The sequence below is a fragment of the Rathayibacter sp. AC182 genome (genome assembly GCF_979253875.1).
In genome coordinates this window covers 743118-767813 of sequence record NZ_CEEDEK010000003.1, presented here as the reverse complement: position 1 = coordinate 767813, position 24696 = coordinate 743118, and the positions used below count along the sequence as shown (strand labels likewise).

The following is a 24696-nucleotide window of genomic DNA, read 5'->3' as shown; positions in this document are numbered from 1 at the left end:
CTGCGAGGGGGCTGGCGAGGCGGCGGGGGACATCGCGAGCCAGGCTAGCGTGTGAACCATGGCACCGGATCAGAGTCCCACCCTGGCTGAGCTGAGCGAGGGGGAGGTGCTCGCGAGGGTCCTCTCCCGGCTGGCGGCGGGCGCGCCGGACGGCGGCTCCGAGACGCTGGTCGGCCCGGGCGACGACTGCGCGGTGCTCCGCGCACCGGACGGCCGCTTCGTGGTGACGACCGACATGATGGTGCACGGTCCGGACTTCCGGCTCGCCTGGTCGACGCCGTTCGATCTGGGCTGGAAGGCGGCGGCGTCGAACCTCTCGGACGTCGCCGCCATGGGCGCGCGGCCGACAGCGCTCGTGGTGGCGATCGCGGCCCCGCAGGACCTCGGCGTCGACGTGCTGGAGGGCATCGCCGACGGACTCGCCGCCGGCTGCGCGGCGATGGCGCCGGGCTGCGCGGTGGTCGGAGGCGATCTCTCCGCCTCCGCGACGCTGACGCTCGCGATCACCGCCTTCGGGTCGCTCGACGGGCGGGCACCGGTGTTGCGCAGCGGAGCGCGCCCGGGCGACGTCCTCGCCGTGGCCGGTGCGCTCGGGGAGGCGGGTCTCGCCCTGCGGCTCCTCTTCGAGCGCGCGCAGGAGGACGGGGCGCCCTCGGTCCGACTCGCCCGCCTCCTCCGGGAGCGGCACCCGCGACTGCTCGACGCCCAGCTGCGGCCGACGTCCCCCTCGCAGCAGGGATCGCCGCAGGAGGATCGGCCACGGCGATGATGGACGTCTCGGACGGCGTGGTGCTGGACGCCCGGAGGATGGCGCGCGCGAGCGGAGTCGTCCTCGACCTGGACCCGTCCGCGGTCGACGCTCACGCCGCCGCGCTCGACGTGGTCGACGGCGTGGACCCGGCACTGGCCCGGGCACTCGTCCTGGGCGGGGAGAGGACCACGCGATGCTCGCGTGCTTCCCGCCGGACGTGGCGCTGCCGGCCGGCTTCACTCCGCTGGGACGGGTGCGCGAGGGCGCGCCGGAGGTGCGGCTGGGCGGGGTGTCGCTGGAGGACCGGGGAGGCTGGGACCCCTACGCGGGCTGGGACGGCGCGTCGGGCTGACCGCTCAGTCGGCGTCGGGCCGGGAGGCGTACCAGACGGCCGTGTCGCCGTAGTCCTTCCGGCGCTCGCGCTCGAGCCCGACCGGCCAGGCGGGCTCCGGGCTGCGGGTGCTGCGCTCGACGACCACGACGGCGTCCTCGCGCAGCAGCGGCAGCACTGCTCGGAGGTCGGCGGCCAGATCGTCCTCGCTCAGGTCGTACGGCGGATCGACGAGCACCGTGTCGACGAGGAGTCCGGCCGAGCGGTCGAGGAACGAGCGGACCGACGACGTCACCACCTCGATCCGCGGCTTCGGCAGCCGATTGGCGGTCGCCGCGGCAGCGAGGGCGCGAGCGTTGCCGTCGATGACGCGGGCGGACGACGCGTCCCGCTCGACCAGCACGACGTAGGAGGCGCCGCGGCTGGCCGACTCGAGGCCGAGCGCGCCGGAACCGGCGTAGAGGTCGAGGACGGTCGCTCCGTCGAGTGCATCGCGGGCCTCGAGCGCCGAGAAGACGGCCTCGCGGACGCGGTCGCTGGTGGGGCGGGTGCCCGCGCGCGGGACCTTCAGGGTGAGCGATCCGGCGAAGCCGGAGATGATCCTGGTCACCGTCCCGAGCATAGGGCGGCGGCTCCTGGCTGGGAGACCGCTCGGACCGACCGCCCGTCACCCGTTCGAGACTGAGAGAATCGAGGATCATGGCGTCCCTCGATGACACCCTCGCCGCTGTCGGCGCCCTGCCGGTCCGAGCGCGGCGACGACGCCGATGTCGCGCGAGGAGTTCACCGCCCACTGCCGTGCGATCCTCCGGAATCTCACCAGCGTCATCGACGGCAAGGACGCCGAGGTCTCGATGGCGCTGACCGTCTTCCTCGCCGGCGGCCACCTGCTGATGGAGGACGTGCCGGGCACCGGCAAGACGGTCCTCGCCAAGTCGCTCGCCGCGTCCGTCGGGGGCAGCGTGGCGCGCATCCAGTTCACCCCCGATCTGCTCCCCTCGGACGTCACCGGCGTCTCGGTCTACAACCAGGCGACGCGGGACTTCGAGTTCAAGCCCGGACCGGTCTTCGCGAACATCCTCATCGGCGACGAGATCAACCGCGCCTCGCCCAAGACGCAGTCCGCGCTGCTGGAGTGCATGGAGGAGCGCCAGGTCTCGGTCGACGGCATCACCCACCTGCTGCCGCGCCCGTTCGCCGTCGTCGCGACGCAGAACCCGGTCGAGATGGAGGGCACCTACAGCCTCCCGGAGGCGCAGCGCGACCGCTTCATGGCGCGGCTGTCGCTCGGCTACCCGGACGAGCGGGCCGAGCTCCGAGATGATCCGCACGCGCGACGCCGCGAGCCCGCTCGATGCCCTGCGCGCGGTGATCAGCCGCGACGAGCTCGAGCGGATGATCGACTACGTCCAGACGGTCTACGTCGCGCCGCCCGTGCAGGAGTACGTGGTCGCGATCATGCAGGCCACCCGCATCGACCCCGAGCTGCGGCTGGGCGGGAGCCCGCGCGCCACCCTTCAGCTGATCGCCGCCGCGAAGGCGCTGGCGGCCATCAGCGATCGCGACTTCGTGGTCCCGGACGACATCGACGCCCTCGCCGTCCCCGTGCTCGGGCACCGGCTGCTCCCGGCGACGCGCCTGCCGGGTCGCTCGGGGACGAGCGCCTCCCACTCGGTCACCGAGATCGTCCAGCGGATCCTGGCGTCGACACCGGTGCCCTTCAGCGGCCGTGGCGACTGAGCGGCGCGGCCAGGACGGCCCTCCTCGCGGATCGGCTCCCTCCCCGCGCTCGGCGGCGTCGCGCTGACCCTGCGCGGGTGGACCTTCGCGGTGCTGGGCACCGCGGCGATCGTCGCGGCACCGCTGGTCGAGTTCCGCGAGCTCCTCTTCCTCGGCCTCGTGCTGCTCGGGCTGCCGTTCGGAGCGGTCCTCTCCCTGGCCCTGAAGACACCCCGGCTCCAGGTCCAGCGCCGCTTCGCCCCGCGGGTCGTGGCGGTCGGCGACGTCGTCGACGTCGACGTCGTGCTCGAGAACCGGGGCGCGCCGCTGCGCTCGCCCGCCCGCGCCGAGGACAGGCTGACCCGCCTCGAGCACGGCGCCTCCTCGGACAGCGCCGCCGCGCGGGAGGCTTCGGCGTCCCTCCGATCGCCGGTGCGGGTCAGCGGACGAGCCGGGTGCGGGCCCGCTACCGCCTGCCCGCCGGGCGACGCGGCATCCACCGGCTCGGCCCGCTCCGGCTCGTGCGGAGCGAGGCGCTCGGGATGGCGCTGCGCGAGAGCGTCGTCGGGTCGGCGCAGCCGTTCGTCGTCACTCCGCGCGCCGTGCCGCTCGAGAGTGACGTGCTCGACGCGTTCGGCGCCGGCGGATCCAGTCCCGTCGCCCATGCGACGGCGGGCTCCGGCACCGACGACGTGATCCCGCGCGACTACCGGCCGGGCGACGCGATGCGCCGTGTCCACTGGCGTGCCAGTGCGCGCTCGGGCGAGCTGATGGTGCGCCAGGACGAGCAGAACACGGATCCGCACGCGTGGATCCTGCTGGAGTCGCGGGCGAGCCGGGTGCTCGGCGCCACCGGACGGGCGGGCGCGCGCGGCGGGACGACCGGCTCGAGTGGGCGGTCTCCATGACGGCGTCGATCGCCGTGCACCTGCTCGATCGCGGTTTCGAGACCCACCTCGTCGAGACCGGCGCCGGTCCCGGCATCGAGCACTCCGAGGACGAGCGCGAGGTCGCGCACGACGTGCTCCTGAGACTCGCCGAGCTGGCACCGGCGCCCGACTCCGGCGACGCCGTCCCGCGCATCACGGCCGAGATGCGCGAGGCCGGGGAGCGCGCCCCGTCTTCGCCGTGCTGACGCGGCTGCAGGAGGAGGACCTCGACGCCCTCGCCTCGCTCGCCTCGCACGCCCGACCCGCCGTCGCGTTCCTCGTCGAGGGCACGGAGCAGGAGGCGGCCGCACTGGCGTCGCTGGGCTGGTACCCCGTGGCGACCACCGCGGGCATGAGCGTCGAGGAGGCCTGGTCCCAGGCGCTCGCTCTGCGGGCGATCGCATGAGCCGCCGCACCGAGAGCGATCCGCGGGCCGGCTCCGCGCTGCTCTCGCTCCTGCTCTGGGCCTCGCTGGTCGCCGCCGCCTCCGGTGTGGGACGGCTCCTGGAAGGCGTGGGCTGGCTCGTCCAGCTCGCTCTCGCGGTCGCCGTGGTGCTCGCCGTGCCGGCCGGAGCACGGGCTCTGCGCGCGCACCCGGTCGTCCCGCCCGTGCTCGGGACGCTGACCGCGGTCGTGGTGCTGACGGCGATGTTCGTCCCCGCCCGCGCGCTCCTCTTCCTCGTTCCCACGCCCGCGGCGATCGCCGACGCGCAGGATCTCGCGCAGGCGGGCTTCACGTCGATCGCTCAGCAGGGGCTGCCGGCGGTGGCCGACAGCGGCATCGCGTTCCTGCTCGTGGGCGGGGTCGTCGTCCTCGCCTGGGCCGCCGACCTCTTCGCGTTCTCGGTGCGGCTGCCCGCGCTCTCGGGGCTGTTCCTGCTCGCGCTGGTCGCGGTCCCCGCGATCATCGACCCGAGCGGGGTGTCGTGGCCGAGCCTCGTGCTCACCGCCATCGCCTACGCGGGGTCCTCGTCGCCGGGTCGCGCCCCGAGCGCCGAGCGCCCGCCCGACGGCTCTCGCTCGCCGCCGCCCTCCCGGCGGTGGCCGTGGTCGGCACGGTCGTCGTCGCGGCGGGGGTCCTCGCGGGCTCGGCGACCGGGTACGTCCGCGCGCCGTCCTCCTCCGGGGTCTCGGGCACGCTGTTCAACGGTTCGATCGACCCGGTCGTGGCCCTCGGCGACGATCTGCGGCGGCCCAACCCGGTCACCGTGCTCCGCTACGCGACCGACTCCGATCTGCCGGTGTACCTCCGCGTGCTCACGGTCTCGGACTTCCAGGGCGAGAACTGGGCGCCGAGCGGCACGGAGGAGACCGCGCCGATCGAGGCCCCCATCGCACCGGAGGGACTCGCCGAGAGCGTGCCCCGCGAGACCGAGGAGGTCGAGGTCTCGGTCGAGACGCTACGCAGCGAGTGGCTGCCGGTGCCGTATCCGGTGGCGGCACTCGAGGGCATCGGCGACGGCTGGCTGCAGGACGTGCAGGACGGGTCGATCCGCGGCGACGCGACGACCCGGGCCGGCGACGAGTACGCCGTCGAGGCCCTCCGCCTCGATCCGGATCCGCAGCAGCTGCTCGCCGCGCCCGCCGCGGGCCAGGGTCTCGAGCGGTACCTGGAGCTGCCCGACGACGTCCCGGCGGTGGTCGGCACGACGGCGGCCGAGGTGACCGCGGAGGCCGGCAGCGCCTACGACCAGGCGAGGAGCTGCAGTCCTTCTTCCGCTCCTCCGCCTTCACCTACTCGGAGGACACTCCCGCCGAGGAGGGCTACGACGGCGACGGCGTCGGTGTCCTCGAGTCGTTCCTCGAGGTGCGCGAGGGCTACTGCGTCCACTTCGCCTCCGCGATGGCCGTCATGGCCCGCGAGCTCGGGATCCCCTCGCGGCTCGCCATCGGCTACCAGCCCGGATCCGTGGTGCCGTCGGCCGACAGCGACCTGACGAGCTACCGGCTCCTGTCCTCCGACCTGCACGCGTGGCCGGAGCTCTACTTCGAGGGTGTCGGCTGGCTGCCCTTCGAGCCCACGCCCAGCCGCGGCGCCCCCGCCTCGTACACCCTGCCGAGCGCGACGTCGTCGACCGGTTCGACCCCGGGCGCCTCGTCGAGCGCGGCGCCGGAGGAGGAGAGCGAGGCGGAGGCGACCCCGACTCCCACCGCGTCGACGGCCACCGCGACTCCGGGAGCCGCCGGAACCGTCGTCGGCCCCTCGGCTCCGGCGGTCACCGCCTGGGTCCTCCTCCTGCTCCTGCTGCTCGTGCCCTGGCTTTTGCGCGTAATGCAGCGCTCGCTGCGGCGACGCGCTGCGGGGGCGGGCTCCGCGGAGGCGGCCTGGGCGGAGGTGCTCGCGAGTGCCCGGGATCTCGGCGTGCCGGTGGAGGAGACCGACTCGCCCCGTGCTCAGGAGGCTCTGATCGGGGGCTCGCTCGGCGACGACTCCGACGCTCGTCGGGCGCTGGGCGGACTCCGCGACACCGTCGAGCGCGCGCGGTACGCCCCGGTGCCCGCGGCCGAGGCCGCGGGCTGGACCGCGGGCGCACGGGTGGTGCGAGCGCTGCGCGCCGCGGCGGGCACCCCGCGCCGCACCTTCGCCGCGGTGCTCCCGCGCTCGGCGCTCGGCGCGTTCTCCCGCGTCGGACGTCCGAGGGTCGACCTATGATCGCTAGGTGATCCCGGACCCCCTCGACGCCTCGCTCGCGCCGGTCGTCGGCCCGCGCACCGCCGCGGCCGTCGAGAAGGCCTTCGGATACCGCACGGTCGGCGAGCTGCTGGGCCACTACCCCCGTCGGTACGCCCAGCGCGGCGAGCTGACGGAGCTCTCCCGGCTCCCCGTCGGCGAGAGCGTGACGATCGTGGCGGAGGTGCGCGAGGTCCGGGAGCGGCCGATGCGGAACCGCCGCGGCTCACTGCTCGAGGTCATCATCTCGGACGGCACCGGCACGCTGTCCCTGACCTTCTTCGGGCAGCCGTGGCGGGCGGCGAAGCTGCGGAGGGGAATACGGGGGATCTTCGCCGGGACCGTGTCGATGTTCCGCGAGACCGTGCAGCTCACGCACCCCGATTACCGGCTCTTCGAGGACGAGGAGGCCGCGACGGCCGAGGCCGACAAGGGCTCCGCGCTCGCGAAGGACTGGGCCGAGCGCCCGATCCCGATCTACCCCGCGACGAGCGCGATCTCGAGCTGGCAGTTGCAGGCCGCCATCGGCGTGATCCTCGACGGCCTGCGCGACGTCCCCGATCCGATGCCGGAGTCGGTCCGCGCCGGCCGCTCGTTGATGCCGCTGGGCCGGGCGCTCGAGCTGATCCACCGGCCGGCGCGCGAGGGCGAGGAGTCGCAGGCGCGCGAGACGCTGCGCTTTCACGAGGCGTTCCTCCTGCAGCTCGCGCTGCTCGAGCGCCGTGCCGCCGCCCGGGCGACTCCTGCGACCCCCGGGTGCCGGCCCCCGGCGGCTGGCTCGAGCGCTTCGACGCCGCTCTCCCGTTCGCCCTGACGGGCGATCAGCGCTCCGTCGGCGCCGAGATCGCGGACGACCTCGCGGGGGAGAGTCCGATGTCTCGCCTGGTGCAGGGCGAGGTGGGGTCGGGCAAGACGCTCGTCGCGCTGCGCGCCATGCTGGCCGCGGCCGAGAGCGGCGGCCAGGCCGCTCTGCTCGCGCCGACCGAGGTGCTCGCGGGCCAGCATCTGCGCTCCATCGTGAGGACCCTCGGTCCGGAGCTGTCGACGGCCCTCGTCCCGACGCTCCTCACGGGCGGGCTGGGAGCGGCCGAGCGGCGCGCGGCGCTGCTGCGCATCGTCTCGGGCACGGCCAAGATCGTCGTCGGCACGCACGCGCTGCTCGGCGACAAGGTGACCTTCTACGACCTGGCACTCGTCGTCATCGACGAGCAGCACCGGTTCGGGGTCGACCAGCGCGACGCGCTCCGGCGCAAGGGCGCCGTGCCGCCGCACGTGCTCGTGCTCACCGCGACGCCGATCCCGCGCACGGTCGCGATGACGGTGTTCGGCGACCTCGACACGTCCACGATCCGCGAGCTGCCCGCCGGTCGTCCCGGCATCACGAGCCACGTCGTGTCCCTCACCGACACCCCCGGCCTGATCGCGAGGGCGTGGGAGCGGGCGGAGGAGGAGATCCGCAAGGGCCACCAGATCTACCTCGTCTGCCCGGCCATCGAGCCCGGCGAGGCGGCGGAGAGGGCGGCGGCGACCGCGCCGGAGGAGGCGGCCACGCCGCTGTCGACCGTGGCGCAGACGCTCGAGGGCGTCCGCTCGCACGCGCTTCTCAAGCACCGCCGCTCGGCCGCACTGCACGGCCGCATGACGACGGAGAAGGACGCCGTCATGCGCTCCTTCGCCGCGGGGAGATCGACGTCCTCGTGTCGACGACGGTGATCGAGGTCGGCGTGGACGTCCCCAACGCCTCGATGATGATCGTCCTGGACGCCGAGCGCTTCGGCGTCTCGCAGCTGCACCAGCTGCGGGGCCGGATCGGCCGCGGCGGCGTGCCCGGGGTCTGCCTCTTCGTCACGGCTGCGGAGGCGGGCACCATCGCGCGCGAGCGGGTGGAGGCCGTGGCCGCGACGCTCGACGGCTTCGCACTTGCGGAGGTCGACCTCGAGCTGCGCCGCGAGGGCGACGTGCTCGGCGATTCCCAGTCGGGCGGACGCTCCTCCCTGCGCCTGCTGCGGGTCGTGCAGGACGCCCACCTCATCGTCGAGGCGCGCGCGCTGGCCGAGCGCCTGCTCGAGGAGGATCCCTCCCTCGCCGCCCACGACCGGCTCCGCGCGGCCCTCGAGCGCCGAGTGCAGGACCGCGACCGGGAGTTCCTCGCGAAGAGCTGATCGCCCCTGACGGGTGACGCCGACGCCCGGAGGGGCGGGGGACCGGCCGGTACGCTGTCGGCATGGCCCGCATCGCCGTCGTCCCCGGCTCGTTCGACCCCGTCACCCTCGGTCACCTCGACGTCATCGAGCGTGCCGCGCGCCTCGTCGACGAGCTGCACGTGGTGGTCGTGCACAACCCCGCGAAGACGGCGCTTCTGCCGATCTCGCAGCGGGTCGCCCTGATCGAGCAGTCGATCGCGGAAGCGGGCATCGAGGGCTCGATCGTCGTCGCGTCCTGGAGCATGGGCCTGCTGGTCGACTACTGCGTCGACGTGGGCGCGACCATCCTGGTGAAGGGCATCCGCTCGCAGGTCGACGTGGCGTACGAGACCCCGATGGCCATCGTGAACCGCAACCTCGCCCACGTCGAGACGGTCTTCCTGCTCCCCGACCCGCGCACGCGCACGTCTCGTCGTCGCTCGTGCGTCAGGTCCTCGAGCCTCGGCGGCGACGTGGCGCCCTACGTGCCGCCGGCGGTCGCCGCGTACCTCACTGCCTGAACACCGCCGCGTCGGCCGGGCGGCGCGCCGAGGGGAGAATGGACGGGTGAGTGCGACACGCGTCCAGGCCTGGGCCCTCGACGGGATCCCCGAGGTCTCGCCCGGGGACGACCTGCTCGAGCTGATCCTCGCGGCCGTCGCGGGGGCCGCCGACGAGGACCGCCCCGTCGACGGGGACGTGCTGGTCGTCACGAGCAAGATCGTCTCGAAGGCCGAGGGCCGCGTCGTCGCGGCGGTCGACCGCGAGGACGCGATCACCGCCGAGACCGTGCGGGTCGTCGCGACCCGCGCCCACGCCCACGGCGTCACCCGCATCGTCGAGAACCGCCTCGGCATCGTCCAGGCGGCCGCGGGAGTCGACGCGAGCAACGTGGCCGAGGGCACCGTGCTCCTGCTCCCCGACGATCCCGACGCGTCCGCCCGCGCCCTCTGCGCCGGTCTCCGCGAGCGCCTCGGCGCCCGGGTCGGCGTGGTGGTGAGCGACACCCTCGGCCGCGCGTGGCGGGTCGGTCAGACGGACGCCGCCATCGGAGCGGCGGGGCTGCACGTCGTCGACGACCTGCGCGGAGCCGTCGACGCGCTGGGGCGCACCCTCGGTGTCACCATGCCGGCCGTGGCCGACGAGATCGCGGCGCTGGGCGACCTGGTCAAGGGCAAGTCGAGCGGGCGCCCTGTCGCCGTCGTCCGCGGGCTCGGACGGTTCGTGACCGGCCTCGACGCCCCGGGCGCGCGCACCCTGACGCGCACCGGACCCGAGGACATGTTCCGGCTCGGCGCCGACGAGGCGTACGCGGAGGGCTGGGCGGCGGCCGTCGCGGCCCGGGGCGAGGCGTCGGAGTGAGCACTCGCTGGAGCGCGGTCGTCGTCTTCAAGGGCCGGGGTGCGTCGAAGACCGCCTCGAGCACGAGGGCCGGTCCGCCCTCGCCGAGGCGTTCCTGCTCGACACGCTCGCGGCGGTGGGAGCGGCGACCGGTGTCGACCTGCTCGTGCTGGTGACGTCCGACGCGGCCGCCGCCGCGCGAGCCGTCGGGCGGCATCCCGCCCTCGTGCTCGTGGAGGACCCGGGATCTCCTGAACTCCGCCGTGACCGCGGGCGTCGACGCGGCGCTCCGCCTCGCCCCCGCTGCTCCCGTGATCGCCCTGACCGGCGACCTGCCCGCACTCGCCGCGGCCGATCTCGACGGCGCACTGACCCTCGCGACGGCGCTCCCGGCCGTCGTCGCCGACCGAGCGGGGACGGGCACCACAGCCCTCCTCGTCGCGGCGGCCGCGCGCGTCGCGCCCGCGTTCGGCCCCGACTCGCTCCGCCGCCACCGCGACGCGGGCTGCCGCGTGCTCGACGTGCCGCGCGACTCGACGCTGCGCCTGGACGTGGACACCGTGGACGACCTGCGCGACGCCGAGGCGGCGGAGTCGGCCCTGCACCGCCAGGGGCTCGCGGAGGCGGCCTGAGGGTCAGCCCGCGAGCAGCCCCTGCTCGAAGGCGTCGGTGAGCTCGCGATCCACACGGAGCGGGGCGCCGTCGACCGAGCGGACCGGAACGGCGCGCCGCGTGCTCGGGACGAGCCACGCCGCGTCCGCGCCGCTCAGCGCCTCGACCGCCAGCTCCCGCCGATCGGTCGCGAGTCCCTGCTGCGCGGCCAGCTCCAGCACGCGGGCGACGGTCGTGCCGTCGAGGATCCCGTTGCCGACGGCGGACGGCGTCAGCAGCGCGCCTTCCGGAGCAGGACCAGGCTGGAGGTGGCGCCCTCGAGCAGCTGCCCTTCGCTCGTGCGCCAGACCACGTCGTCCGCTCCGCGGCGACGCGCCTCCCGCAGGGCCGCGCGGGTGACCGCGCCCGAGGTCGACTTGACGCCGCCGAGGAGCCAGGGGCCGCCTCCTGCGCCCCGCGTGCGTAGCCCCGGTCGAGCACGACGACGGCGACGCCGTCGCGCCGCAGGGCGCTCGCGTCGGCCGTGGGCTCCGCGCGCACGGTGCACCGGGCCGCCGGCTCCGCGTGACTCGCGACCAGCCGCACGGACAGATCGTGGACGTCGTCGTGCTCGGCCACGGCGAGGGCGACCGCCGCCTCCCAGGCGGATCGTGCGGGAAGGACGAGGTCGACGGCCGCAGCGGAGGCCTCGGGCCGGGCGAGGTGCTCGTCGAGACCGTGCGCGCGGCCGCGGATCACCGCGAGCGTCTCGAAGACGCCGTCGCCGCGGAGGTAGCCGGGTTCGTCGACCGCGACGAGTCCGGCCGAGGGATCACGCAGAACGGGCGTGGCGGAGGCGTCGATCTCGACGAGGACGGGGAGGACATGACCCCATCCTGGACCGGGCGGGCCGTCAGTGCTCGGCGAGTCCCGCGCGGACGTCGTCGGCGTCGGCGAGCTCGCGCCGCAGGGTCCGGGGCGCGCTCCGGCCGCGACGAGCACGTCGGCCGCGGCGAGCGAGGAGACGTCGAGGCCGGTGACCTCGCCGATCTCGGCGACCGGCACCTGGAAGGTGCGGAAGGCGCCCAGGCCGGGGGCGGCGGTCTCGCGGATCGGCTCGACGAGGTCGGACTGGTCGAGGAGGTACGCGCTGGCGGCGAGGGTCTCGCCGTCCGGGCTCCACGCCGCGATCTTCCAGAAGCGGCGGGGCACGCCGACCCCGCGGTAGACCGGATCGCCCTCGGCCAGAACGGGGCCGGTGAAGACGCTCAGGCGCGTGCGCCAGGTCTGCGCGTACTGGAGGACGAGGTCCTCCAGGCCCAGCCACAGCTCCTTCGATTGGTTGAAGCCGCTCGCCTGCGGAGCCGCGTTGGTGTAGCAGAAGCTGTCGTGGTTGGCCGCGCGCGCCTCGGCCGGCTCGCCCCACACCGGGTCGCGACGGCGCACGAGATGGCCGCGGTCGAGGTCGTTGCGGGAGTACACCTCGGGACCGGTCTGCTCGGAGGCGGGCGCCCGGTCGTCCAGGTGCCAGTCGTCGCCGCGACCGAGGTCCAGGAGCGATGCCCCGTCGATGTTCACCGCGGTCGACAGCGCGAGCCGGCGCCGGGGATCCAGCAGCACCTCGAAGTGCGTGTAGGGGAGTCGCCGCACGACCCGGTCGGCCTGCGGCGCCGGCGCGATCAGCGCTGCGCCCAGGAAGGCGGGGTCGAACCCGGTGCTCACTCCGTCACGTCCGCGGTGGGCGTGGCCGTGGGAGCGGCGGTGGGAGTCGCGGTCGGCGCCGCGGGCTCGACCGGCTCGGTGGGAGCCGGAGCGGGCGCCGTCTCGGTCGGGGCCGGCGCAGGAGCCTGGGTCTCGGGAGCCGCGGCGGGCACCTGGGAGCCGTTGCTGATCAGCAGCGTGATGCTCGAGTAGCGCGCGATGGCCGTGCCGGCGCCGGGATCGGTTCCCGCCACGGTGCCCGCGGGGGCGGCGGAGTCGACGGTGCCCCCTCCTCGACGTCGAACCCGAGGTCCTCGAGCACGTCCGTCGCGTGAGTCGACCGAGCGGCCGGTCACGTTCGGGATCGTGACCTGGCGGCCGTTCAGCAGGGCGGCGCTGGGGTCGGCGAAGTCCTCTCCGCCGTACTTCTCGTCGGCGCGGGTCATCACCGCGTTCCAGATGTAGTGGCGGACGTTCGAGGCGTAGGCCCGCGTCCCCGTCTCGGCGTTGCGCACCCGGACGTTGCGCATGGACGCGTCCCCGGTGATGTTGCCCACCCAGACGACGGTCGCGACCTCGGTCGAGGCCCCGTCCATCCAGGTGTGCACCGCGTCGTCGGTGGTGCCGGTCTTGCCGATGTGCTCGATGCCGTCGTCCGGGTCGGAGGCGGCGGCGGTGCCGCCGGTGACGACGTCCTGCAGCGCGTCGGTCGCCACGGCGGTCAGCTCGGGGGACAGGGCCTGGTTGCAGGTCGACACGGGCGGCTGCACCGGGTTCCCGGCGGCGTCCGTGATGGAGTCGATCGCGATCGCGCTGCACGCGGTGCCGTTGTTGGCGAAGCCGGCGAAGGCGGTCGCCATCGACAGCGGCGCGATCTGGTCGGCCGAGCCGAGGATCGCCGAGGGGAGGTACTGGAGCTCGGCGCCGGACGCGGTCTTCACGCCGAACGCGGCCGCCTGGTCGCGGATCGCGCAGAGGTCGAGCTGCTGGGCCATGGCGACGTAGACGGTGTTGATCGAGCGCATCGTGCCCTGGAGCACGCTGAAGGTGCCGGTCTCGTCGTCGTCGTTGCCGACGGGGAAGTCGCCGAACCACTCGCCGTCCGGTGCGCAGGAGGCCGGGAAGTCCTCGAAGGTGCGCTCGCGGCCGTTCACCGTCTCGTAGATGGTGTGCCCGTTGGCGATCCACTGCGCCAGGGTGAAGACCTTGTAGGTCGATCCGACCTGGAAGCCGTTGGATCCGCCGTACGCGGTGTCGGTGTTGAAGTTGATGGCCGAAGTTCTCGCCGTTGACCGAGCCGGCGGCGTCGTAGTCCTTGTTCTGCACCATCGCGAGGATCCGGCCGGTGCCGACCTCCATCGAGACGGTCAGAGCTGCCGATGTTGACCTCCTCGATGGGGGTCTTGGGCACCCACTGGTTCGTGGCGGCCGTGGCGACGGCCTGAAGGTCGCGGTCCAGCGTGGTGTAGATCTTGTAGCCGCCGCGCTGGAAGTTCGCGAGGCGAGTGGCCTCGTCGGCGCCGAACGCGGGGTCGTTCTGCACGACGCGCGTGACGTAGTCGCAGAAGAAGGCGGCGTCCTGAGCGGTCTGGCAGCCGGTCGGGGTCTGCGTGATGGCCGGCACGACCTCCTCGGCGACGGCGGCGTCGCGGTCGGCCTGCGAGATCTTCCCCTCCTCGAGCATGCGGCCCAGGACGTAGTCGCGGCGCTCCTTGTTCGCGGCGACGTTCTCGGGCAGGTCGATGCGGAGCCCGTTGGGGTTGTTGACGGTGGCGATCAGGCTGGCGGCCTGAGCGAGCGTCAGGGCGGAGGCGGTGGTCGAGAAGTAGTACTCGGCCGCGGCCTGGATGCCGTAGACCTGCCCGCCGAAGCCGGCGATGTTGAGATAGCCCAGCAGGATGTCGTCCTTGCTGTACTTCTTCTCGAGGTCGACGGCGAGCTTCATCTCCTTGAGCTTGCGCGCCGGAGTGGTGGCGGTGGCCTCGTCGTACGCGGCCTGCGAGGCGGCGGGATCGCTCAGCGCCTCGGCCTGCTGGATGAGCACGTTCTTGACGTACTGCTGCGTGATCGAGAGCCGCCCTGCAGGTCGCCGCCGATCACGTTGCTCACCACGGCGCGGATGGTGCCCTGCAGGTCCACTCCGCCGTGCTCGTAGAACCGCGGGTCCTCGGTCGCGAGGGTGGCGTCCTTGACCGACTGGGCCACCTGGTCGAACGTCACCTCCTCGCGGTTCTGCGCGTAGAAGGAGGCGAGCAGGCCGTCGGTGCCGTCGGCGTTCTTCGCGTAGATCTCGGTCTTCTGGGCCAGCTGCCCGAGCTCGAGGTATTCGGGGACGGTCTCGAACAGCCCGATCGGGTTGTTCGAGGCGAGGCCGGTGACGGCGAGAGCGGGGGTGACGCCGACCGTGATCAGCAGACCCCGGCGACACTCGCCCCGACGATCCCCAGAACGCGGGCGAGCACGCCGCCGCGGGCGGTTCCTTGCGCAGACATGGCTACGAGAGTAGGCGACGCGTCCGACAAGCGCGCACCGGCGGAGCCGGGAGTACCGTGAGCGGATGAGCCGGAACCGAATGTGAGCGCCTCCGATCCCACCGTCGACGAGGGGGAGCGGCGTCGCCGGGCGGTCCTGGTCGTCGCGATCCTCGCCTCCTTCGTCGCCTTCCTCGACGGCACCGTCGTCAACGTCGCGCTGCCCGCGATCACCGACGAGCTCGGCGGCGGCCTGGCGGTTCAGCAGTGGGTGGTGGACGGCTACCTGATCACCCTCGGGGCGCTGATCCTCGTCGCGGGGTCGTTCGCCGACCGCATCGGACGCGCGCGCAGCATGATGATCGGCCTCGTCGGCTTCGGCGTCACCTCGCTGCTCTGCGCCGTCGCCCCCACGGCCGAGGTGCTCATCGTCGCGCGCATGCTGCAGGGCGCCGCGGGAGCGATCCTCGTGCCGAGCTCGCTCGCCCTCATCGTGTCGACGGTGCGCGGAGCGGCGCAGGCGAGGACGATCGGCGCGTGGACCGCGTGGACGGGCACCGCGACCATCGCCGGACCGGTGCTCGGCGGGCTGCTCGTGGACGCGGGCTCCTGGCGCTACGTCTTCGCGCTGAACGTGCTGCCGATCCTCGTCACGATCGTGCTGCTGCGCCGCCTCGGCCACGTGGACGCGGGCACGCGCGTGCCGATCGACGGCGTCGGAGCCGTGCTCGGCGTCGTCGGACTCGGCGGCCCGGTCTTCGCGCTGATCGAGCAGGAGCGGCTGGGCATCGCTCATCCCCTCGTACTGACGGCGCTGATCGTGGGGGTGGCGGCGCTGGTGGCCTTCGTCGTCTGGGAGCGGCGGGCGCCGCATCCGATGCTGCCGCTCTCGCTCTTCGCGTCGCGCAACTTCACGGTCGGGAACATCGCGACCGCTTTCGTCTACGGCGCCCTGTCGTTCGGCTTCTTCGCGCTGGGGCTCTTCCTGCAGCAGAGCCTGGGCTTCTCGGCGACGCTCGCGGGGCTCGCGACCCTGCCTCCGACGATCCTGCTTCTGCTCGTCTCGCAGTACGCCGGCTTCTCTCGGCCCGGTTCGGTCCGCGGTTGTTCATGGGATTCGGGCCGATCCTCGCCGGAGGCGGCTTCCTCCTCCTGGTGGGCGTGCGCGAGCCGGCCGACTACCTGACGCAGCTGCTCCCGGGGATCCTGCTGTTCGGACTGGGGCTCGCCCTGACGGTCGCCCCGCTGACCTCGACGATCCTGGGCGCCGTGGGGAGCGAGCACAGCGGAGTCGGCTCCGCCGTGAACAACGCGGTGTCCCGCATCGCGGGCCTGGTCGCCATCGCGGCCACGACGCTGGTGGTCGGCGGCACGCTGGACGACGGCGGCTTCTCGCGAGCGGCGCTCGCGACCGCCGTCCTGCTGATCCTCGGCGGTCTCGTCTCGCTGGTCGGGATCCGGAACCCGGCGACCGACTCCAGGACCGCGACACGCCAGAAATAGTTGTAGCTACATGGAATAGTCGGATCCTCGATACGCTTGCATGTATCGGACGGGGAGGTGCTCCCCGCGACGACCGTTCTCTCGAGGAGTAATCATGACCGACACGCTTTCCATCCCCGGTTACAAGGCCGGCTCCTGGGTCATCGACCCCACCCACAGCGAGGTCGCCTTCAGCGTCCGCCACCTGATGATCAGCAAGGTCAAGGGCAAGTTCGAGCGCTTCACCGCGACGTTCACCACCGGTGAGAACCCGCTCGACTCGACCGTCGAGGCCACCGCCGAGGTCGCCTCCATCAACACCAACGAGCCCAACCGCGACGGCCACCTCCGCACCGGCGACTTCTTCGAGGCCGAGACGTACCCCGAGATCCACTTCGCGTCGACCGGCGTGCGCGCGAACGGCGACGACTTCCTCGTCGACGGGAACCTCACCATCAAGGGCGTCACCAAGCCCGTCACCTTCGAGGTCGAGTTCGGCGGCTTCGGCACCGACCCGTACGGCAACTACAAGGCCGGACTGACCGCGAAGACCACCATCGACCGCACCGACTTCGGTCTCACCTACAACGCCGCGCTCGAGACCGGCGGCGTCCTCATCGGCGAGAAGGTCACCATCACGCTCGACCTGCAGGCCGCTCACCAGGCGTGATCGTCTGAGAATGCGAGAGGCCGCCGCCCCCTCGGGGACGGCGGCCTCTCGCGTTCCGGCGGCCTCTAGAGCAGGCCGAGCTCGGTGAGCTGCTCCGAGATGCCCGCACCGTCGGGCGCGTAGACCCACGGCGTCCCACTGGTCTCGGAGCGGTCGGCGGCTTTCGAGCGCCCACCCGCCAGCACCGCCTCTCCGGTCGAGAGCTGCCGGATGGCGATCGCGGCGACCCTGTCGGGGTGCTCGTGGGCGAAGTCCGAGTAGATCTCCTCGTCGTGCTGTCCGTCGTCGCCGACGAGCAGCCAGCGCATGTCGGGGAACTCGGCGACCAGGCGGCGCAGGTTCTGCTCCTTGTGCTGCTTGCCGCTGCGGAACCAGCGGTCGTGCGTGGGGCCCCAGTCGGTGAGCAGCAGGGCGCCGGAGGGGTAGAGGTGGCGCGAGAGGAAGCGCGTGAGCGCCGGCGCGACGTTCCAGGCTCCGGTCGAGAGGTAGATGACGGGGAGCCCTCGTTCCGGCGGGCGAAGCGGTCGAGGAAGACCGCCATGCCGGGAGTGGGCATCCGCGCGTGCTCGTTCAGCACGAACGTGTTCCACGCGGCGATGAAGGGCCGGGGGAGCGCCGTCACCATGACCGTGTCGTCGATGTCGGAGACCATGCCGATCCGGGCCTCGGGGTCCACGATGAAGACCGGGGCCTCGACCGGTGCGGCGTCGGCCGTGGTGAAGGTGATCGTGTGCCATCCCGGCTCCAGCGTGATCGGGATGTCGGAGTCGACGACCCCGCCGCGGTCGGCGACGATGTCGTGCCGCTGCCCGTCCACCTCGACGGAGACCACCGCTCCGCTCACGAACACGCTCGTGAAGCTGCGCCAGCCGCGCACGCCCTCGACGGGCGACTCCTCCGCGGCGCCGGGCGGAGTGGGGCGGGTGTAGAGCACGCGCGCCAGGACCCGGAGCTGTCCGGTGGAGCCGTAGCCGGTGTACGGGATCACCCGGGCGACGTAGCCCGGCGCTTCACCCGCCTCATCCGGAACCGGTGGATCGCGTCCTCGAGGCGTGCGGCGCGGTGCATGACCTCCGCCGCCCCGGCGCTCATGGGCTTGCTTGCGGGCGTCAGCGGCATCCGCCCAGTGTGGCAGACGGCGCCCCGGGCCGCAGAGCCCTCTAGACCGGTCGGATCAGCTCCGGCCCGCTGCTGGAGACCGAGCCCACGGCGTCGCCGACCCGCTGGACCTCGAGCTCCTCGGCGAGCTCCGCGGCACCGTCCGACGCCGCGCGCAGGAGCGAGCCGTCCGGCTCCGCGAGCGGGTCGAGCCAGTCCTCGATCAGCTCGGGCTGCAGGAGCACCGGCATCCGCTCGTGCACGTCCGCGAGCACCCCGGCCGACGGGCGGGTGAGGATCGTCGCCGAGAGCAGCCAGGGCGCGCCCGGCTCCGCGGACCGCCACCACTCGTACAGGCCCGCGAACAGCACGACGGAGTCCCCGCCCGGCGAGACGAAGAGGGCGACTTCGCGCCGTCGGCGCCCGTGCGCCACTCGTACCAGCCGGAGGCGGGCAGGATCGCGCGGCGGGCGGCGTACGCCTCCCGGAACGAGGGCTTCTCGGCGACGGTCTCGATCCGCGCGTTGATCAGCGGCGCACCGGCCGAGGGGTCGGCGGCGGAGCGGGGCACGAGGCCCCAGCGGGCACCCGCGAGACGGCGGCGGGGCGGGCTGCCCTCCTCGACCCCCTTCATCGACTCGGCGACGATCGGCACGCGCTGCGTCGGCGCGATGTTCCAGGACGGCTCGGGCAGATCCGCGCCGACGTCGTCGATGTCGAAGAGGGCGACGAGGTCGGCCGTGGTCTGCGAGAGGACGAAGCGTCCGCACATGGGGTCCCTCCTGATGAGGGCGGTTCGTCCTGCGGCCGTCGCCCATCGGGGGGCGTGGAACACGAGGGACATTCGGCGAAGTGACGCGGACGGCGTGTGCGCGTGCGTACGATTGTAGGAACCGTCAGCGAAGGAGCCCGCCGTGCCTCTAGGAAATCTCGTGGATCGACCCTTCGGCGAATCCCCTCAGGTCCGCAACGAGCCCGTGCAGGTGCGCAGTGCCGCGCGACTCGCCTCGCTGCTGGACGCCGCGGCCGCCGTCGTCGACGAGGTCGGATTCGACCGCCTCACCACCGCCATGGTCGCCGAGCGCGCGGGTGCCGCCATCGGCACCGTGTACCGCTACTTCCCCGACCGCATCGCCGTGCTCCAAGCGCTGCGCGAGCGGGCGCTCGAGCGCTTCCGCAAGAAGGTCATCTCCGAGATCCGGGACACGAAGCCCGCGACGTGGTGGGGTGCCGTCGACTGCGCGGTGGACGCGTTCTGCGACATGCACCGCACCGAGGCGGGCTTCCGCTCGATCCGCTTCGTCGACACGGTCCACGCCCCCGAGGTCGCGGGCGAGGCGTTCGAGGCCGGCTTCTTCGCCCGCCGGTTCGCCGAGATCCTCTCGTCCGAGTACGGCCTGCCGGGCGGCGCGCAGCTGTCCTTCCGCCTGGAGGTCGTCGTCGAGGTCGCCGACTCGCTGCTCACCCGCGCGTTCCTGATCGACCCGAACGGCGACCAGCGCTTCATCGACGAGAGCCGGGCGCTGCTGCGCAACTACCTCTCGATGCACTACGGCCCGGTGGGGGACAGCGCCTAGGGCCTGTTGAACAAGAGATCGCCGTCGCGAGCACGGCCTGGTCGTGCGAGCTGCAAGGAGGGAGCCGAAGGTCGATGCGGGCATCGACCGAGGGATCCCGACGCCGCAGATCGTGCGACCAGGACGAGCGGAGCACGCGAGATCTTGTTCAGCAGGTCCTAGTCGTCCTGGCCGCCGCGCGCAACACTCCGCCATCCGGTTGGCGGGCGTCTCCGAATGATGTTTTGCTGACAGCCGGGTTCGCGAGGTTCCCGACCCGGGACAGGCCCGGTACGGCGGAGCGAGAGCAGGCACAGGCGTGATCGAATTCCGTGGAGTGAGCAAGCGGTACCCGGACGGCACCCGTGCCGTCGACGACTTCTCGCTCGTGCTGCCGTCGCGGCGCACCACCGTCTTCGTCGGCTCCTCCGGTTGCGGCAAGACGACGATCCTGCGGATGATCAACCGCATGATCGAGCCCACGGGCGGCACGATCGAGATCGACGGCGAGGACATCTCGACGCTCCCGGCCGTGGCGCTGCGCCGCCGCATCGGCTACGTCATGCAGAACTCGGGCCTGCTGCCGCATCGCGCAGGGTCGTGGACAACATCGCCACGGTGCCGCGGCTGAACGGAGTCGCGAAGAAGGCCGCTCACGAGCGCGCGCTCGAGCTGATGGACACGGTCGGCCTCGACCGCTCCCTCGCCACCCGGTACCCGAGCCAGCTGTCGGGCGGGCAGCAGCAGCGCGTCGGAGTGGCGCGCGGCCTGGCCGTCGACCCCAACATCCTGCTGATGGACGAGCCCTTCGGCGCCGTCGACCCGCTCGTGCGCGCCGATCTGCAGCGCGAGACCCTGCGGCTGCAGCGCGAGCTCGACAAGACCGTGGTCTTCGTCACCCACGACATCGACGAGGCCTTCCTGCTCGGCGACCAGGTCGTGATCCTCGGAGAAGGGCGGGCGGATCGCGCAGAAGGGCTCGCCGGCCGAGATCCTCGCGGCCCCCGCCAGCGACTTCGTCGCCGGCTTCATCGGCGCCGACCGGGGCAAGCGCACGCTCAGCATCGAGGAGCGCGACGGGGTGCGCCTGGTGATCGACGGCGACGGGCGCCCCACGGGAGTGCTCCGCGGCCGGGACGGCGTCGATTCGTGAACTGGGTCGTCAACAACGTCGACTCGATCGTCGCGAACCTGCTCGCGCACCTCGCCCTCTCGGTGCCGCCGATCCTGCTCTCGTTCGTGCTCTCGGTGCCGTTCGGCTGGTTCGCCAACCGGTACCGCTGGAGTCGCGGCACGCTGCTCACCGCCCTCGGGGTGCTCTACGCGATCCCCTCGCTGGCGATGTTCATCCTGCTCCCGGCCGTGCTCGGCATCCCGCTGCGCTCGACCGCCAACGTCGTCATCGGCCTGACGCTGTACGGCATCGCGCTCATGGTGCGCACGACGGCCGACGCGCTGTCGGCGGTGTCGGACGACGTCATCCAGTCCGCGACGGCGATGGGCTACTCCGCCTGGGCGCGCTTCTGGAGGGTCGAGTTCCCCCTCGCCGGGCCCGTCCTGCTCTCGGGCCTCCGGGTGGTCACGGTCAGCACCGTCAGCCTGGTCACCGTCGGCGCCGTGCTCGGCATCCAGAGCCTCGGCCTGCTCTTCACCGACGGCTTCCAGCGCGGGATCACCGGCGAGATCGTCACCGGCATCGTGCTCACGATCGCACTGGCCCTCGCCCTGGACGGCCTGCTGGTCCTGCTCGGACGCCTGCTGATGCCGTGGACCGCGGCGGACCGCGTCCGCTCCGACCGCAGAGCCTCCGCGCCCCGGAAGGCGGTCACGTCGTGAACCTCATCCTCGAGGCCTTCGCCTGGATCGGCGATGCGGAGCACTGGACCGGGATCTACGGCATCCCCACCCGGGTCGCCCAGCACCTGGGCATCAGCCTCCTCGTCCTCGTGATCGCCGCGGCGATCGCGATCCCGATCGGCTACGCGATCGGGCACACCGGCAAGGGCAAGGGCGTCGCGGTGCCCGTCGCCGGCGGTCTGCGCGCGCTCCCCACGCTCGGCGTGCTGGTGCTCGCCGCCATGAGCCTGGGCCTGGGCCTGGGCGCACCGCTCATCGCGCTGGTGATCCTCGCCGTCCCCTCGATCCTCGCCGGCGCCTACTCCGGTCTCGAGGCCGTCGACCGTCGCACCGTCGACGCCGCGCGCTCGGTCGGCATGACGGAGTGGCAGATCCTGACCAAGGTCGAGATCCCGCTCGGGCTCCCGCTGCTGATGGGCGGCCTCCGCTCGGCGACGCTCCAGATCATCGCCACCGCCACGCTCGCCGACTTCATCGGCGCCGGGGGGCTCGGCCGCTACATCTTCCAGGGCGTGAAGGCGGGGGATTACCCGCAGATGCTCGCCGGGTCCATCATCGTCATCGTGCTCACTCTGATCAGCGAGGTGGTCTACGCCGTCCTCCAGCGGGTCGCCGTCCCGCGCGGAGTGGTCCTCGGTCTCGCCGGCAGCGCCGCCGGCCGTTCGAACATCCGCGCCTCGTCGCCCCGACGACGCGCGGTGGTGGGGATCCCCACCGAAGAGAGGAAATAGCAATGTTCACAGCACACTTCACGAAGGGCCGTGTCGCGCTGGGCGCACTCGCGGTCGGTGCCGTCGTGGCACTGGCGGGGTGTTCCTCGAGCGATCCGCTGGACGAGGGATCGGGTGCCGCCGAGGGCGGCGACACGATCGTCGTCGGCTCCCAGGACTACTACTCGAACGAGATCATCGCCGAGATCTACGCGCAGGCGCTGGAGGACGGCGGTTTCACCGTGCAGCGCGACTTCCGCATCGGACAGCGCGAGATCTACCTCCCCGAGATCGAGAGCGGCTCGATCGACGTCTTCCCCGAGTACGGCGGAAGCCTCCTCCAGGCTCTCGAGCCCGACACCACCGCGACCTCCGCCGACGACGTGTACTCGGCGCTGACCGAGGCGCTGCCCGAGGGCCTGCGCGCCCTGGACGCGGCGGACGCCAGCGACCAGAACTCGTACACGGTCACCCAGGCCTTCGCGGACCAGTGGGGCCTCACCGACATCGCCTCGCTCTCGAAGGTCACCGACCCGATCGTGCTCGGCGGCAACTCCGAGCTGCAGACCCGCCCCTACGGGCCGGACGCGCTGCAGGAGAAGTACGGCGTCGCCACCACGTTCCAGGCGATCGAGGACAGCGGCGGATCGACGACCGTCGACGCGCTGACCAGCGACCAGATCCAGCTGGCGAACATCTACACCGCCGACCCCAACATCGAGTCGAACTCGCTGCTGCCCCTCGAGGACCCCGACGGCCTGTTCGTCGCGGACAACGTGGTGCCGATCGTCTCCGAGAAGGTCGACGAGGAGGCCGCGGACGTGCTGAACGCGGTCAGCGCCGAGCTGAGCGCCGAGGACCTCGTCTCGCTCAACTCCGAGAGCGTCAACGAGCAGAAGTCGGCCGCGGCCATCGCGACCGAGTGGCTCACCTCGGCCGGCCTGATCGGCTGACCGGGTCGGCTCCGGCCGACCGCACTGCGCAGGGGCGCGTCACTCGTCGAGGTGACGCGCCTCTGCTCGTGAGAGCAGCTTCTTGCCGCCGAGCACGAGCAGCACGAACAGCACGATGACCCCGACGAAGAGGTACCCCGCCCCGTGCAGGGTGTCCGAGAGCTCCCGGTAGCCGCCCGCGACCGCCGTGCCGACTCCGACGTAGGCGAAGGACCAGATGACGCAGGCGGGCGTCGTCCACGCCATGAACGTGCGGTAGCCCATCCCGCTCATCCCGACCGTGAGGGGGATGAGCGAGTGGAGCACGGGGAGGAAGCGCGAGAGGAAGACGGCGATCCCACCGCGGCGCGCGAGATAGCGCTCGGCGCGGAGCCAGTTCTTCTCGCCGAGCCGGCGCCCGAGGCGCGAGCCGCGGATCCGGGGCCCGAAGAAGCGGCCCAGTGCGAATCCGACGGACTCGCCGCCGAGCGCTCCCACGATCACCGTGAGGGCGAGGGCGAAGAACTGCAGGGAGTGGTGACCCCCGTCGCGCTGACGATCACCACCGTGTCGCCCGGCACGATCAGTCCGGCGAGGATCGTCGTCTCGAGGAAGATCGCGAGCCCGGCGAGCAGGGTGCGCCAGACGGGCGGCACGGAGACGACGACGTCCAGGATCGCGGTGAGAGCGTCGTTCACGTCGGAACCGTCGCCTCAGTGCACGCGCTTGAGCAGCGCCCAGAAGGTCTCGACGATCGAGCCCATGTCGACCTCGTCGTCGAGGAGCCACTGGATCTGCAGGCCGTCGGAGAGAGCCGTGATCATGCGCGCCGCGATCTCGGGATCGACGTCCGCCGCGATGAGCCCCTCGCGCTGGTCCTCGCGGACCCGGGACGCCAGGAGCTCGATGACCATGCCGTAGCGCTCGACGAAGAACGGGTGCGCGGGATGCGACCGGTCGGTCCCGTCGGCGGACAGCGTGGCGTAGAGGTGAACGAGCCCGGGCACGTCGCTGTTGTGCCGGATGAGGCGCACGAGCTCCTCGATCGCGGCGTCGCCCGACTGGTCGAGGTCGTAGGCCGTCCGGTCGAGGTCGTCGCGCTTGCGGAGGACCTCGGCGAAGCTCCTCCTTCGAATCGAAGTAGTGCAGCAGGCCCGCCTGCGTCAGTCCGACCGCCTCCGAGATCTCGCGCAGTGAGGCCTTGCGGTACCCCTGGCGCGAGAACACCTCGAGCGCGGTCTGCAGGATCTCCTCGCGCTTGGCGACACCCTTGGCGTAGCTCCCCTTGCTCGGCATGGATCGATCGTACGGGGCGCGGCCGGGCGTGCGGTGCATGCGCGGTCACCCGCGGTCACCCGCGCTGAACGGACGTTCAACACGCCGGTGCGATCCGTTCATCCTGAGAGGAAGCCGGGAACCGGGGCGTCGGATCCTCAGCTTCTGCGCGCTGCGGGAATCGCTCGTCCTCGAGACGTCCGCGGCAGCGCGTCTGCCGATCCCGAGTCCTTCTCGACCGTCCTCAGGCGGAGGTGTTCCTCGACGTCGAGACACTCCCCCTTGACGTCGACAGACCTTCTGCGCGCGGCCCTCCGGAGGCGGTCGAGAGCGGCCCGTGAAAGGGTGTCGCAGGAGGAGTCGGAAGGGGCGCACATCCGCCCCAGTACTGGGATCGGAGGCGATCGGCGACCGGACGCGGACCTAGG

The 24696-nt window shown here is 72.6% G+C and carries 18 protein-coding genes and 11 pseudogenes; 18 read left to right on the top strand and 11 right to left on the bottom strand.

What is annotated here, in order from left to right; translation table 11 throughout:
• The first annotated feature begins 106 nt into the window (after positions 1-106).
• Both AC0CII_RS07280 and AC0CII_RS07275 read left to right on the top strand, forming a co-directional pair.
• Positions 107-769: a thiamine-phosphate kinase gene (locus AC0CII_RS07280; RefSeq protein WP_465228969.1), complete on the top strand. Its 663-nt coding sequence runs from the start codon at positions 107-109 to the stop codon at positions 767-769.
• A gap of 175 nt (positions 770-944) precedes the next feature.
• Positions 945-1103: a hypothetical protein gene (locus AC0CII_RS07275; protein WP_465228968.1), complete on the top strand. Its 159-nt coding sequence runs from the start codon at positions 945-947 to the stop codon at positions 1101-1103.
• A gap of 4 nt (positions 1104-1107) precedes the next feature.
• On the opposite strand, the gene rsmD is transcribed toward AC0CII_RS07275, so the two are convergent.
• Positions 1108-1692: a 16S rRNA (guanine(966)-N(2))-methyltransferase RsmD gene (gene rsmD, locus AC0CII_RS07270; protein ID WP_465225620.1), complete on the bottom strand. Its 585-nt coding sequence runs from the start codon at positions 1690-1692 to the stop codon at positions 1108-1110.
• 157 nt (positions 1693-1849) lie between these two features.
• Between rsmD and AC0CII_RS07265 the strand changes: the two are divergent.
• The 9 genes and pseudogenes from AC0CII_RS07265 to AC0CII_RS07225 all read left to right on the top strand — a co-directional run bounded on the left by AC0CII_RS07265 (position 1850) and on the right by AC0CII_RS07225 (position 9946).
• Positions 1850-2822, top strand: a pseudogene (locus AC0CII_RS07265) (AAA family ATPase).
• A gap of 521 nt (positions 2823-3343) precedes the next feature.
• Positions 3344-3709: a DUF58 domain-containing protein gene (locus AC0CII_RS07260; protein ID WP_465229092.1), complete on the top strand. Its 366-nt coding sequence runs from the start codon at positions 3344-3346 to the stop codon at positions 3707-3709.
• Positions 3706-3936 (top strand): hypothetical protein, encoded by a 231-nt coding sequence (locus tag AC0CII_RS07255; RefSeq protein ID WP_465228967.1) that lies wholly within the window; start codon positions 3706-3708, stop codon positions 3934-3936. Before AC0CII_RS07260 ends, AC0CII_RS07255 begins: the two co-directional genes overlap by 4 nt.
• Positions 3930-4136: a hypothetical protein gene (locus AC0CII_RS07250; RefSeq protein ID WP_465225622.1), complete on the top strand. Its 207-nt coding sequence runs from the start codon at positions 3930-3932 to the stop codon at positions 4134-4136. Before AC0CII_RS07255 ends, AC0CII_RS07250 begins: the two co-directional genes overlap by 7 nt.
• Positions 4133-5229 (top strand): annotated as a pseudogene (locus AC0CII_RS07245) (TgpA N-terminal domain-containing protein); the annotation flags it as partial. The gene AC0CII_RS07250 and the pseudogene AC0CII_RS07245, both read left to right, overlap by 4 nt.
• A complete protein-coding gene (locus AC0CII_RS07240; RefSeq protein WP_465228966.1) occupies positions 5142-6383 on the top strand; it encodes a transglutaminase-like domain-containing protein in 1242 nt (413 codons plus the stop codon). The pseudogene AC0CII_RS07245 and the gene AC0CII_RS07240, both read left to right, overlap by 88 nt.
• A 10-nt stretch (positions 6384-6393) precedes the next feature.
• Positions 6394-8563: pseudogene (locus AC0CII_RS07235) on the top strand (ATP-dependent DNA helicase RecG).
• Positions 8564-8625: 62 nt separating this feature from the next.
• Positions 8626-9105: a pantetheine-phosphate adenylyltransferase gene (coaD, locus tag AC0CII_RS07230; protein WP_465228965.1), complete on the top strand. Its 480-nt coding sequence runs from the start codon at positions 8626-8628 to the stop codon at positions 9103-9105.
• Positions 9106-9151: 46 nt separating this feature from the next.
• Entirely contained in the window at positions 9152-9946 is a 795-nt protein-coding gene (locus AC0CII_RS07225) for a coenzyme F420-0:L-glutamate ligase (protein WP_465225625.1), read from the top strand.
• 614 nt (positions 9947-10560) lie between these two features.
• Here the strand turns inward: AC0CII_RS07225 and AC0CII_RS07220 are convergent.
• The 5 genes and pseudogenes from AC0CII_RS07220 to AC0CII_RS07200 form a co-directional block, all read right to left on the bottom strand.
• Positions 10561-10785 carry an aminotransferase class IV gene (locus AC0CII_RS07220; protein ID WP_465229091.1) on the bottom strand — a complete coding sequence of 75 codons (225 nt, stop codon included), beginning with the start codon at positions 10783-10785 and terminating at the stop codon, positions 10561-10563.
• A gap of 23 nt (positions 10786-10808) precedes the next feature.
• Entirely contained in the window at positions 10809-11084 is a 276-nt protein-coding gene (locus AC0CII_RS07215) for an aminotransferase class IV (RefSeq protein WP_465229090.1), read from the bottom strand.
• 509 nt (positions 11085-11593) lie between these two features.
• Positions 11594-12136, bottom strand: a pseudogene (locus AC0CII_RS07210) (DNA/RNA non-specific endonuclease); the annotation flags it as partial.
• A 98-nt stretch (positions 12137-12234) separates the two neighbouring features.
• A complete protein-coding gene (locus AC0CII_RS07205; RefSeq protein ID WP_465229089.1) occupies positions 12235-13401 on the bottom strand; it encodes a penicillin-binding transpeptidase domain-containing protein in 1167 nt (388 codons plus the stop codon).
• A pseudogene (locus tag AC0CII_RS07200) lies at positions 13368-14422 on the bottom strand (transglycosylase domain-containing protein). The gene AC0CII_RS07205 and the pseudogene AC0CII_RS07200 overlap by 34 nt, the downstream one beginning before the upstream one ends.
• Before the next feature lie 369 nt (positions 14423-14791).
• Here AC0CII_RS07200 and AC0CII_RS07195 point away from each other — a divergent pair.
• Positions 14792-16191, top strand: a pseudogene (locus tag AC0CII_RS07195) (MFS transporter).
• Positions 16192-16285: 94 nt separating this feature from the next.
• Positions 16286-16840 (top strand): YceI family protein, encoded by a 555-nt coding sequence (locus tag AC0CII_RS07190; protein WP_055792972.1) that lies wholly within the window; start codon positions 16286-16288, stop codon positions 16838-16840.
• A 65-nt stretch (positions 16841-16905) separates the two neighbouring features.
• On the opposite strand, the pseudogene AC0CII_RS07185 reads toward AC0CII_RS07190, so the two are convergent.
• Together AC0CII_RS07185 and AC0CII_RS07180 are read right to left on the bottom strand one after the other, a co-directional pair.
• Positions 16906-17959 (bottom strand): annotated as a pseudogene (locus AC0CII_RS07185) (App1 family protein).
• 41 nt (positions 17960-18000) lie between these two features.
• Positions 18001-18710, bottom strand: a pseudogene (locus AC0CII_RS07180) (SOS response-associated peptidase).
• Positions 18711-18915: 205 nt separating this feature from the next.
• Between AC0CII_RS07180 and AC0CII_RS07175 the strand changes: the two are divergent.
• The 5 genes and pseudogenes from AC0CII_RS07175 to AC0CII_RS07155 all read left to right on the top strand — a co-directional run bounded on the left by AC0CII_RS07175 (position 18916) and on the right by AC0CII_RS07155 (position 23014).
• Entirely contained in the window at positions 18916-19515 is a 600-nt protein-coding gene (locus AC0CII_RS07175) for a TetR/AcrR family transcriptional regulator (RefSeq protein WP_465228964.1), read from the top strand.
• Between the two features lie 298 nt (positions 19516-19813).
• Positions 19814-20647: pseudogene (locus AC0CII_RS07170) on the top strand (ABC transporter ATP-binding protein).
• Positions 20644-21330, top strand: coding sequence for an ABC transporter permease (locus AC0CII_RS07165; protein ID WP_465225633.1), 687 nt, complete (start codon positions 20644-20646; stop codon positions 21328-21330). The pseudogene AC0CII_RS07170 and the gene AC0CII_RS07165 overlap by 4 nt, the downstream one beginning before the upstream one ends.
• Positions 21327-22082: an ABC transporter permease gene (locus tag AC0CII_RS07160; RefSeq protein WP_465225634.1), complete on the top strand. Its 756-nt coding sequence runs from the start codon at positions 21327-21329 to the stop codon at positions 22080-22082. The genes AC0CII_RS07165 and AC0CII_RS07160 overlap by 4 nt, the downstream gene beginning before the upstream one ends.
• A 2-nt stretch (positions 22083-22084) precedes the next feature.
• A complete protein-coding gene (locus AC0CII_RS07155; RefSeq protein WP_207402475.1) occupies positions 22085-23014 on the top strand; it encodes an ABC transporter substrate-binding protein in 930 nt (309 codons plus the stop codon).
• 39 nt (positions 23015-23053) lie between these two features.
• Here AC0CII_RS07155 and AC0CII_RS07150 read toward each other — a convergent pair.
• The 3 genes and pseudogenes from AC0CII_RS07150 to AC0CII_RS07140 form a co-directional block, all read right to left on the bottom strand.
• Positions 23054-23691, bottom strand: a pseudogene (locus tag AC0CII_RS07150) (DedA family protein).
• 15 nt (positions 23692-23706) lie between these two features.
• A complete protein-coding gene (locus tag AC0CII_RS07145) occupies positions 23707-24027 on the bottom strand; it encodes a TetR family transcriptional regulator C-terminal domain-containing protein (RefSeq protein WP_465228963.1) in 321 nt (106 codons plus the stop codon).
• Positions 24028-24172: 145 nt separating this feature from the next.
• Positions 24173-24289 (bottom strand): annotated as a pseudogene (locus AC0CII_RS07140) (TetR family transcriptional regulator); the annotation flags it as partial.
• Positions 24290-24696: the final 407 nt, after the last annotated feature.

Excerpts from the sequence above, each read along its gene's own strand:
- AC0CII_RS07255 (WP_465228967.1), top strand. The coding sequence starts at position 3,706 with ATGACGGCGTCGATCGCCGTGCACCTGCTCGATCGCGGTTTCGAGACC.
- AC0CII_RS07275 (WP_465228968.1), top strand. The coding sequence starts at position 945 with ATGCTCGCGTGCTTCCCGCCGGACGTGGCGCTGCCGGCCGGCTTCACT.
- AC0CII_RS07155 (WP_207402475.1), top strand. The coding sequence starts at position 22,085 with ATGTTCACAGCACACTTCACGAAGGGCCGTGTCGCGCTGGGCGCACTC.
- coaD (WP_465228965.1), top strand. The coding sequence starts at position 8,626 with ATGGCCCGCATCGCCGTCGTCCCCGGCTCGTTCGACCCCGTCACCCTC.
- AC0CII_RS07260 (WP_465229092.1), top strand. The coding sequence starts at position 3,344 with ATGGCGCTGCGCGAGAGCGTCGTCGGGTCGGCGCAGCCGTTCGTCGTC.
- AC0CII_RS07190 (WP_055792972.1), top strand. The coding sequence starts at position 16,286 with ATGACCGACACGCTTTCCATCCCCGGTTACAAGGCCGGCTCCTGGGTC.